Annotated in this window: 7 protein-coding genes; all 7 read right to left on the bottom strand. The window is 38.1% G+C overall.

Annotated features, from left to right (window positions below):
• Positions 1 to 73 precede the first annotated feature (73 nt).
• Positions 74 to 1,270: a Gfo/Idh/MocA family protein gene (locus tag RM553_RS08115; protein ID WP_311534423.1), complete on the bottom strand. Its 1,197-nt coding sequence runs from the start codon at positions 1,268 to 1,270 to the stop codon at positions 74 to 76.
• A 178-nt stretch (positions 1,271 to 1,448) separates the two neighbouring features.
• A complete protein-coding gene (locus RM553_RS08110; RefSeq protein ID WP_311534422.1) occupies positions 1,449 to 2,789 on the bottom strand; it encodes a Gfo/Idh/MocA family protein in 1,341 nt (446 codons plus the stop codon).
• A gap of 1 nt (position 2,790) precedes the next feature.
• The gene (locus tag RM553_RS08105) at positions 2,791 to 4,161 is read right to left on the bottom strand and encodes a 3-keto-disaccharide hydrolase (RefSeq protein ID WP_311534421.1); all 1,371 of its coding nucleotides are present in this window, start codon (positions 4,159 to 4,161) and stop codon (positions 2,791 to 2,793) included.
• Between the two features lie 11 nt (positions 4,162 to 4,172).
• Positions 4,173 to 5,654, bottom strand: a complete 1,482-nt coding sequence (locus RM553_RS08100; RefSeq protein ID WP_311534420.1) for a sulfatase — start codon at positions 5,652 to 5,654, stop codon at positions 4,173 to 4,175.
• Between the two features lie 136 nt (positions 5,655 to 5,790).
• A complete protein-coding gene (locus RM553_RS08095; RefSeq protein WP_311534419.1) occupies positions 5,791 to 7,869 on the bottom strand; it encodes a glycosyl hydrolase 115 family protein in 2,079 nt (692 codons plus the stop codon).
• A 155-nt stretch (positions 7,870 to 8,024) separates the two neighbouring features.
• On the bottom strand, positions 8,025 to 9,632 hold the full coding sequence (locus RM553_RS08090; RefSeq protein WP_311534418.1) for a sulfatase family protein: 1,608 nt from the start codon (positions 9,630 to 9,632) through the stop codon (positions 8,025 to 8,027).
• Between the two features lie 107 nt (positions 9,633 to 9,739).
• A complete protein-coding gene (locus RM553_RS08085) occupies positions 9,740 to 11,401 on the bottom strand; it encodes a RagB/SusD family nutrient uptake outer membrane protein (RefSeq protein ID WP_311534417.1) in 1,662 nt (553 codons plus the stop codon).
• Position 11,402 lies beyond the last annotated feature (1 nt).

Raw genomic sequence — 11,402 nt, 5'->3', positions numbered from 1 at the left:
AGAATACTTGTTCTGTAACAGGAAATTTTTGTGTACGTACACATTTTTATTCATGGCGAACTGGGATTAAGATTTAGGTGAAGTATTTTGTGAATTGGTCTTCCCATTTAACGATTTTGTTATTATACATAGCATCCAGGGCCATTTGCACTGCAATAGCTGTTTTTGCCCCAGTTCTCAAATTTGACAGCGGTGTTTTGCTATTTTTAATACTATCTCTAAAGTCCATGAGGGCCTGTTTACTGGGATTAGCATGATTTACATTTATGGGAATTCCTTTACCTTCTTCCCACTGTATGGTTGCGCCAGAAACTCCATCTACGTTGCCTTTCTCCTTCTTATAATGTCCTTCAGGATAAAACCAGGCATTGGTATAATCTAATAAGAAAGTACCCTTATTTCCCATTACTTTAATTTGATAATCATTTCTCGCATTGGTGGTAAGGCAAGTAAATTTAGCTTCTATTCCGTCTGGATAGCTATAAATTAAGTGGGTATTGTCATAAGTTTCCCTACCATCTTTATAGTAGTCTATACCGCCAGTACCCATTACCTGTTCAGGAGTAGCTTCGAGTACCCAATTTACAAAATCAATTTGATGGGAAGACAATTCGGCCGTAAGGCCTCCTGAATATTCCCGGTACATGCGCCAATTAATCAGCTTTTCTAGTTCGGTCTTTGGCACAGATCTTCTCCAGTCTCCATTACGGTTCCATTGGCATTCAAAAGCCGTAATGTCCCCTATTTTCCCATTTTTAATTAAAGCGACCACATGATTATATAGCCTGGAACTATGATATTGATGTCCTGTTTGAAAAATAGTTTTAGGTGTCTTTTTTTCAAGTAAAGCTTTAATATCATGATAACCTTTAGCTAAGGTTTTTTCTCCGTAAATATGCTTTCCGGCATCCAGAGCATCCAGTTCTATCTCTGCATGCAAGCCAAAAGGAACGGCTACCAATACGGCATCTATATCCTTATTTTCCAGAAGCTTTCGATAATCCGTATATGCTTTAGGATTGCCATCTGCACGATTTATTCCATTTTCAAGATGCGTAGGTAATATGTCACAGCATGCGACCACCTTTAAATTTTCTATCTGATTAATAAAGGGTATGAGACCCGCTCCTCTACTGCCAGTTCCAATAATCCCCATATTTACGGTCTCATTAGCTCCATTAAACGAACTAAAATTACCTAACATTGAAGTTGAAGTTGCCAAAGCTATAGAGGCCATACTCCCTTTTATAACAAATTCCCTTCTTTTCATTTTATAATTCTTTAAATGGTCAACGCTTTTTCATTGATAGTAAATCTTTCCGGGCAAGCCCACGGAGCATTTTAGAGAAACACGTTTTCAAACTTTAAACATTTACTGACGAGACAAGTCTCGGGATATTTACCCTCCTAGAATAAAAATCCCTTATCAGAATTTTTAAAACCAAATCTTATACTTGTGGTTTCCAGCCTTTTTCATATTCACGACTCCATAGCGCCATGGCATCTCGGTCATAGATCCGCCCCGTCTTCTCATCTATAGCAAAATCTTTCCTGGTGCGATAAGCCAAATTAGCATAATGTACCATAGCCATACTAATCGCTGCATCATCAATTGGAGCCTGTAATTTTTCTGTACCACGAACAGTATTAAAGAAATTAACCACATGCGCCGTAGTGGTGTCACCTCCTCCTCCCAGAGCAGTCCCGGCTTCATTTGATCCTGCAATTTTCTCTTTAATTATTTTACCACTACGATCTGTCATTTCATACCTTCCCCGATCTACAAAAGCAGCACCCTCGCTACCATAAATAATGGTTCCACGACCTGCACCATAAGTGTTATAACCGTTCCGGCTCTTACCGTCCCACTGAATAATTTTGTTATCAGGAAAACTGAAAGTTGCTTCCATGCTGTCATACATTTCCCAGCCATCATCTTTAAATTGACGTTTTCCTGCTTCTACCCGTGCATGTTGAGGAAATTCAACCTGTAGGGCCCAACGGGCAACGTCCAGTTCATGTGTCCCATTATTACCGGCTTCAGCTGTACCATAATTCCAGCCGTACCAATGCCAGTTATAGTCCCAGGTTTCAGAAGTATAATCCCTATGGACAGCTGGGCCCTGCCATAATTCCCAATCAAGACCTTGCGGAATCGGAGCCTTTTTCTGTACAGGTACAGGTCCCCGGGAATTGACATAAAAAGCTACTGCTTTATATGGCTTCCCTATTGCTCCAGCATGTATTTCCTTCATGAGTTCAATAGTATGATTTGAAGAACGTTGTTGATTTCCCATTTGCACTACCTTATCAAATTTTTTAGCAGCAGCCACCAGCATTTCATTTTCATTCATATCATGACTACAGGGTTTCTCTACATATACATGTTTTCCTGCTTTCATAGCCATAATAGAACCAGGTGTATGCCAATGATCGGGAGTTGCATTAAGTAGAACATCCACATTTTTATCATCAAGTACTTTCCGAATATCATTTGCAGTTTTAGGTGTATAATCAATATGCTCTGTAAAATTCTTCAAGGCTTTTTCCCGCTGACTCTCCATTACATCACACAAATACCTTAATTCCACATTTGCGCTTTTCAGAGCAACCGGTTCGATGTATGCCCCCACTCTTCTTCCTAATCCAGCAATAGCGACCTTTAGCCTGTCATTAGCTCCTATAATTTTTCTGTAACTCTTTGCCGGCATAGCCATAGCAGAACCTGAGACAGCAACTGCGGCACCACCTAAAATTGATTTCGTTATAAAATTTCTCCTTGTAGTCATATTATAGTTCTTTAATTTTTATGTTTTTGAATGAAACTCTGTTTCCATGGTCCTGCAAAAGAATCCGGCCTTCTTTTAATTCTCCAAAGTTTGGCCATTTGTCATATTTACTCTCTGAAACCAGTTTTCTAAAATTTTCACTTCCGCGTTCGTATTCTAAAACTTTAACACCATTTAGCCAGTGTTCCACATGATTGTCCCTGGAAATGATGTGTGCCGTATTCCATTCGCCCACAGAATTAATTGGTTTATCTGGATCTGCTTTTATAAGGTCGTAGAGGGAGGCCACCGTGCGACTTCCTTCATGATTTCCTAATTTTGCATCTGGATGATTCTCATCATCTAAAATCTGGTATTCCAAACCAATGGAAGATCCGGGGCCTTTATTTATATCGGTGTCAACATAATATTTAATTCCACTGTTTGCACCTTTAGTTATTTTAAAATCTACTTTTAGTTCAAAATCTCCGTAAAGATCTTCGGTGACAATATCGCCGCCTGCAGCAGATTCAGCCCCACCACTTGCCAGTACGGTCAATACACCGTCTTTTATGATCCAACCATTTTCAGGAAAATCATCTAATCTGGCCCCCCGCCATCCATCAGTAGTTTTGCCATCCCAAAGCAGTTTCCATCCATTTTCTTTTTCTGAGGATGTCAGCTGATTTTTAGTATTAAATACCGGCGCGTTGCTTTTCCTGTTATACTGCTCCAGGCTATCCGTTAAAATCCTTACATTTTTCCACATAATTTGTTTTCCCGGCTCTTCATCATCTCCAATTGCATGTACCTGTAAAGCTATAAAGCCTTCTTTGGTCTTATCATCAACCAGGTTTGCAGCTGCCACTCCGTTTACCCAGGTTTGAATGGTATCACCTATGGCTTCAATCCTGTAATGATTCCAATCGTCTTCTTTATATGCACTCTGTGCGGAAGTATTCAGATTCAAAGGATACAGCCACCCTCTTCTGGCTTCGTCATAAATACCACCACTCCATGCACGATCTGAAGGATCTATTTCTACCTGATAACCATGTACACGATTATTTTGATAATCGGGTCTGCTCTCGCTTCTTATCTGGATCCCAGAGTTCATACTAGGATCTGCCTTAAAGTCGAGCTCCAAAATAAAATCATCATACTTTTTATCTGTCGTGAGAAATGAATTCGGTGTTCCCGAAACCGTAGTTCCCACAATAGCTCCATCTTTTACATCATATTTGGCTTTACCGTTTTTTTGCGTCCAACCGGAGATATCTTTCCCATTAAACATTGGTTGACCAACAGCTTGCTCTGAGGACTTGTTGGCGCAGTTTATTAATAATGGAGCACTAACTGCAACGGTTAAAATTTTTTTAAATGAAGATTTCATATACATTATATCTAATTATTATTTGAATAAAGTCCGGTATTTCCTTCTTCCAATACCTTATCTAATTTATTGACCAGTTTTGGCCTTTCTGCCGCAATATTTTTATTTTCATTAGGATCATTTTTATGATCATAAAGTTCGATTACTGGCTGCTCATCCCTGAAGTATTTCGTGTACCGATAACGCGGTACCCTAACCGTTATTCCATTATTAAAATATCCGTATGCATTTTCCTGCCAGTTCCTATCATTATTTTTTTTACTCATAAGATTCACCATACTTCTTCCCTGGGTTTCATAAGGCATTTTCACTTCGCACAACTCCATCAAAGTAGGATAAATATCAATTGAACTTACTATTTCTTCAACATCCCTTTCCTGCTTTTTGATTGAAGGAGCCTTAATAATCAAAGGACTTTTTAGTGCCCTTTCAAACAAAGTATGCTTTCCCCATACCTGATGATCACCCAGCTGCCATCCATGATCTCCCCAAAGGACTACGATCGTGTTTTCATCCAATCCTTTACTTTTTAGCTTATCTATTAGTTTACCAATTTGTGCATCAGTGTAACTCACAGCAGCATAATACGCATGCCTTACTTTTTTAGCATATTCTTCTGATGCTGGTCTATTTAGTACCGGATGTTCATCACCTAGTTTATAACGGTTAAACTCGGGACTGTCATGCAAGCTAGCTAAATTAACATTTTCAGGAATAAAGGGTGATGCAGTAGTTGAAATTTCAGCTTCATCATACATATTCCAATATTTTTTCGGAGCATTAAAAGGCAAATGTGGTTTAAAAAAGCCAATTCCAAGAAAAAATGGTTCGTCCCTGTTAGCCAGGGAATCTATTTGCTCAAGAGCCAGTTTTGCTGAAAGGCCATCTGGATAACCATCATCATCCACATCACCATTTTCATAAGGTTTGACATTCCGCTCCTTCGTTATTCTACTGCTTCCATCTGCATAAGCGAAAAAAGCGTCCCAACCATCTTCCCATTTTCCTGCATTAAACAAATTTTTATCCCAACTATACGGAAGTTCAGGCGGTGCATTTTTTGAACTTTCTTCATAACCGTATAAGCCATCAATGTAGTGACTTACCTTTCCAATCCCAACAGTAAAATAACCATTGCGTCTTAGCTGATGGATAAAGGTTTCTGGCCTGTTTGTCTCCGGTTCACCGGAAATAAACATCCTAATTGCTTCATTGCTTAGATGTTCCCTCGATTGAGGCAGAGTTCCAGTTAGTATGGAATATCTTGAAGCACCACAGGTTGGAACCTGTACGTAATGCCTCTTAAAAACGCTTCCTTCTGAAGCTAGTCTATCTATGTTAGGAGTTTTTATGATCTCATTCCCATATGCTCCCAATTCAGGACGTAAATCATCCACAAAAATGAATAAAACATTGGGTTTACTATTACTCTGCCCAAGAGCCGAAAAAATATTTAGAAAGCATACTATCATCAATACTCTAGAAAACTTCATTCTTCTTTCTTTCTTTAATAAATTTAATTCATTCAAATTCAAGCACCTATTGCATATCACTTGAGAAAATCTAAAAATAAAATTCCAATAGAATATCCCAGTGCATAATATTCATTTCTTGTATATTAGAAAAGATTTAATTTTTGTTTATATCATTTAAACTCCTGAAAACCCTATCAAATCCAAAAACTCTGTCCCCCTCATACCAGCGTAAGAATACTCCGTGTTCTGTGGTCTTAAGAGTTTCCTTAGCATTTTCCAAATCTTCGATAGTATTATTAACAAGCTTCTTCTGGTCTGGATTTGAGTCATCCATTTGATAGGCTTGGCTCAAATGCAATAAACATTGATTTAGATAATACATGAAATACGCAGGAGCTCTCAGATTGTCATTGAAAAACGGCTGCTTATCATTTGGTAAATTCTTATAGATAGCATCTGCATCATGTGCAACTTTTAAAAATTCATCCGCAGCTTTTTTCGTTCCTGTTATTATAGCTCCAATTTGAGAATCTGCCCCGTTATCTTCCGGTTCTATTCTATAGGTTCTGCCTTTTACTTGTTCATTACTTAAATCTTCAAGTGGGTTTGATTTATAACCGTCATTGAATTTTTTAGCTATATCTTGGATTGCTCTTCTATATCTAAGATCTAAAAAAATGTATTGTCTATCAAAATTTTCAAAATCCGCTTCTTTTGATTTCCAATACGAGTTATAGTAATCGCTGTAAAGTTTAGCAATCTCTGAAGCTTGCTCTTCGCCAAAATATTTGGTGGAAAAATCCTTTAGAAAAGAATCTGTAGAGTACGAATCAAAATCCCACATCATAGCGGCATTAGCCGAAAGTTCCATTACGTATTCTCTTATGTTTCCTGCGTTTACTACAGAGTAAGCAAGTGGTTTATTGCTCTTCTCTGCTACATATCTATAGTTTTTTTCCATTTTCCAGGGACCTTCTCCCGCTGCCAGATGGCTCCCGGTAGAGTTAAACTGGTAATTAAAGTAATAGCCCAACCTCGCATCTGAATTATCATCCAATTGCTGAATATCATTATTAGGATAATGATCCCTACGTGTTGCAACATAGGTCCTTATAAGAGTTGGATCATTCAGAGGATGAATGTAGCCCTGAGCTAACAGATCAGAGAGTTCATTGTAAAATATTGTCCTAAATTGAGTGTCTGGATTTTCGGTTACTTCAAGTACAATATCGTGTTGCCTTTTAGTCATCTTATCAATTATTTCGCCACGAGCGGTCATTGATTCTGGCGCATCTTTAAAAGTATACCAAAATGGATGATCCCCACTACCTCTAAAACCCACGACCCATAGCATATTGATGTCATTCCTAACGATGCATTCCACATTATACCGCCAGAATTCTTCCACCTGCTTTACATTTGCCAGAGAGAGCTCAGGAGGAACAGTATCCTTTGTTTTTTTCCAGTAATCATTCCAACCATGGAAAGAGGCATTCAATGGACTATGGTGATGGCTGGTATTCACCAAGCCATATTCTTTGATGAGACGGGTAGTAGGCGAAACACTATATTTATCAGCATAATCGCGTTCATCGTCAAACCACTCCATTGTGTTCATTTTACAACGAAGTGCGGCTTCTAACCACATCTCGCTGTTTTCTCTGGATAACTTCCGCCAGGGTGCAAAAAGGTCGGTATCATTAGGAAACCAAGCCCGGTATTTCACTTCTGGTGATTTAATATTGATATTGAGGTCATTAGAAATTGTTATTTCATCTTTCTTTTCAGCTTCCCACGCGCTATAATACCAAAATGGAGGAACACCCAATATTTCCTCACTAAAGGTATAAATGGCAAATATGGTTCCTCTCATATCGGCACCGTTTATCACAATAGCACCATTATCGGCATAAACCTGATGGGATTCCCATTCTTCTACTGCCGGATATTTACCCTTATATTTTTTACCGGTAACTACTATCAATGAGGGACCATCTTTGGGTAATTCATTTACGATTTCTGAAGTTTTACCAAAAAATTTTTCTAAATCTCTTTGCAAGTCCCTAACCGCTTTCATTACAGGTTTAGCCTCATCAGACGCAACGTATATCGGGATTCCGCCTTTTATTACTAAATCCTGGTTCCGGGTATTACAGGAATACTGGAACATTACGAAAGCCAGTAAACTAAGGATTTTTATATTTTTGAAATGGGAGAATTTCATGATCTTCATTTTTTTTGAAAAGATTTAAGTGCTATGGTTTTCAGATTAAACAATTCATCATCAAACTGTTTTATTAGAATCTTTTATCTTTGCGAAAAAGTAATCTGAATGCTTTTCAAATTTTATTGAACTCTTGTTATTAGATTTTTTTCACCCGCAATTTATCATCTTTCACTATTTAACTCAATATCAAGATGTCCCGGTTCAGGAAATTTTCTTATATGCGAATACCTCTTGTAACTATCAAATATTTCTTTATCTGGCCCTACTATACGAGGATCCTTTGTTTTATTAAGTTCCTTTATCAATTCCGCTTTTAGTTTCTCTTTCTCTTCAGCATATTCCGGGCTATCGGCTAGGTTATTTAAACAATAGGGATCTTTGTTGATATCAAACAATTCAAATTCCGGTCTCTTTCCTACTGCCATAAGAAGAAATTGCTTGATTTCTTCCTCATCAGCATGTTTTAAAAGATAATCCTTGGTGGGGCTTCCGTCTATATCTGTATATGCCCTTCCATATAAATAGGATCCGTCATTTAAAATTTCACTAGTAATATCATTGGGATTGAATTCCTGTGGAGCCCCTGCAGGCCACCGGTCTGGCTTCATATTCCAGATAAATAAATAATCCCTACTGCGCAAAGCCCGCTGCGGGTAACCCCAGTTTTTATATCTCGATGAGGAATGACGCTCTCTTCCTGAAAAAACATATGCATTTTCCTTGTTTACATATCCATCTTTTTTGGATTTTAGAATATTCAAAAAACTCTTCCCTGTAATAGGCATCATCATTCCTTTTGGGCTTGCTCCTGCGATATCTAAAATTGTAGGAGCTATATCCACAAATGATACCGGATCTTTTATCACTCTTCCTCCGGAGAAATTTCTAGGATATCGTATAGCCATAGGCACATGTATACCATATTCATAAGCATTAGCTTTTACGCTTGGAAAAGGTTTCCCGTTATCAGATGTTACAATTACTATTGTATTCTCCAGTTCTCCTATTTCCTCTAAATACTCTAGCATATATCCTAACTGCCTGTCAAACCATTCAACCTCAACCACATAATCCAGCAGATCCCCTTTTACAACATCATTATCAGGTAAAAATCCCGGCACCCTTACATCTTTTAAATCTTTCCCAACTTTTTTATAAGAGTCTTTTTCATAAGGCCTGTGAGGTTCCCGGGCACCAAACCAGAAAAAGAATGGTTTATCCCCTTTTTCGTTTTCAACGAAATATTTGAAGTTGCCAAAATAATCGGTAGTTTTGATTCCACTGGCATAGCCCCCCATTTTGCTCAGGCTGTCTTTATCATATTCGAAATCGGAATGGAGTATTCCTGCTGCATTTGTTTCTCTCCATAAAGAATCTTTACCATTTCTAGCATACTGAAAAGGATCAACCCCTTTTCCGGTACGTCCAATACTATATCCTGCCCTTTCAAGTACATCAATAAAGGGTACATATTTTTTTAACCAGGCAGAGGCATGTTGGCCGGATTGTTCATTTTGCCACGGATAGCGACCTGTTATAATTGAACTTCTAGAAGGGGCACATCCGGGCGAACCCGCAATGCAATTGGCAAAATATACCCCTTCTCTGGCCACTTTGTCAAAAACAGGAGTGTTAACAAATTGACATCCCACAAAACTTGTGTGAGCAAAGGACTGGTCATCACTAATAGCGAAGAGGATGTTTGGGCGCTGTGATTTCCTATGTTCTTGTGCGTTACAAATTAAACCTGACAATACGACCAGTGACAAAAAAAAGAATTTGAATCTATTCATATAATCCCTATGCCTTTTCTTCAATGAAACACCCATCTAACCTTACTTTTTGTCTTTATTTATTATTTTACAGACCTTTACAGCTAATATCCGGGATTTTGCTCAAGATTACCATCAATATTTCGTTCTATTTCTGGTTGCGGAATTGGCCATAGATTATATTTTGGCAGAATTTCGTCTGCATAATAAGGATTAAATTCCTTAACCCTATCATACAGTAATCCGAGTCTCATCAAGGTAAGCCTTCTTTTCTCTTCCACACCAAATTCTCTCAATCTTTCATCCAGAATATAATTGATATCTATTTCGCCAGGAGAAGCTGGACTTGCATTTGCTCTTGATCTAACTTTATTTATATCTTGTGCGGCTTCAGTGGTTCTTCCAAGATTTAAATAAGCTTCTGCTCTCAATAAATAGGTTTCGGCTAATCTAAACATATACTGGTCTGTATACGTTGCACCCGCATTGTTTGTTAAAATCCATAAATCTCTGTCTGCGTAAAGACCCTCAGGATGATTAAAAGGAGTGGTTACTTTAGTCTGATAAGGATAGAAATCACGAGTAGTATCTACACCTTCTGGAGGATTCTCGGTTGATAATACCTGCCCGAAAATTGGGGAATCAGGATTATCAGCTGTAAATTCTCGTACAAAATTATGGTTTGCATTTCTTATATCAGTCTCAAAATCATCTCCCCATACAACATGACTAAAATGTTCTGTAGGTACTGCCCAACCAATACCACGGCCACCAGTATAAGCGCTCCTTGGCCATAAAAAAGGTGCAATTCCATCCACTCTTACATTTCTGATAAATGGCGCATGTTGCCTTTCCATTCTATAAGACCCACTCGTACTCGTAGAAACACTTCCTCCTCCAAGGACGTCTGTTTCAAATTGAATAACCCACAGGCTTTCAGAATTTCCGGATGCCCTATTTTGATTATGTTTCCTAAATAGATCCCAGTATACATCACCTGGCTGTTCATTAGCTCTTGCCCCAAAACGCTCCTGCATAAGAGCTGTGTTTGGGTCGTTAATAACCATTGATGCAGCATCTACCGCATTCTCGTATTCTTCTGCGGCAATATAAACTTCAGAGAGCAAATGATATGCGGCTAAACTATTAACCTTTCCATCTGCCACCTCGTTTATTGAAGGCAAATTCTCTCCAGAAAAATTCAAATCAGAAATAATTTGGTTTAGAACCTCTTCTTTTGTTGCTCTTGTAAAGTCTGTTTTGGGACTTGTAACTTCCTCAGTTATTAAGGGCACATCGCCATACAGATACAATAAAGTTCTATATGCAAAACCTCTAAAAAAACTTGCTTCAGCTTCAATTTCCAATTTTTGATTATCGGTTAATTCCGCCTCCTGAGATCTGTTTATAATAATGTTGCTTTCCGAAATTATTTTATACAGATTATCCCAATGGACAGCAGGAATTTCACTAGTCGGATCATAACTTGCAACCATATTAGTATGCCTGCGAGTACTAGGCTGTCCATCAAAAACAATGTCAGTACCGTATAAATAATCATATGGTCTATATTCTGAGCCACTGAAAAATTCATCTCTAGTGAGATAATACAAATTATTAATAGAGGCTTGAAAATCCTCATAGGTTAAATATGCATTCGATGAGCTTAAAAAATCAATTGGCTTTTCATCCAAGAAATCTTCATCACAAGAAACAGACCCCATAACTATAAAACTCAATATCACTTTGCAAATAAACTTTCTCATT

Source organism: Autumnicola tepida (assembly GCF_031846485.1).
In the GTDB taxonomy this organism is placed as follows: Bacteria; Bacteroidota; Bacteroidia; order Flavobacteriales; family Flavobacteriaceae; genus Autumnicola; species Autumnicola tepida.
The sequence above is the reverse complement of the archived record's forward strand: the minus strand, read 5'-3'. Positions and strand labels throughout refer to the sequence as shown.

Bases quoted from the DNA above. Each gene is read 5' to 3' on its own strand.
- RM553_RS08105 (WP_311534421.1), bottom strand. From the start codon at position 4,161: ATGAAATCTTCATTTAAAAAAATTTTAACCGTTGCAGTTAGTGCTCCA.
- RM553_RS08100 (WP_311534420.1), bottom strand. From the start codon at position 5,654: ATGAAGTTTTCTAGAGTATTGATGATAGTATGCTTTCTAAATATTTTT.
- RM553_RS08085 (WP_311534417.1), bottom strand. From the start codon at position 11,401: ATGAGAAAGTTTATTTGCAAAGTGATATTGAGTTTTATAGTTATGGGG.
- RM553_RS08095 (WP_311534419.1), bottom strand. From the start codon at position 7,869: ATGAAGATCATGAAATTCTCCCATTTCAAAAATATAAAAATCCTTAGT.
- RM553_RS08110 (WP_311534422.1), bottom strand. From the start codon at position 2,789: ATGACTACAAGGAGAAATTTTATAACGAAATCAATTTTAGGTGGTGCC.
- RM553_RS08115 (WP_311534423.1), bottom strand. From the start codon at position 1,270: ATGAAAAGAAGGGAATTTGTTATAAAAGGGAGTATGGCCTCTATAGCT.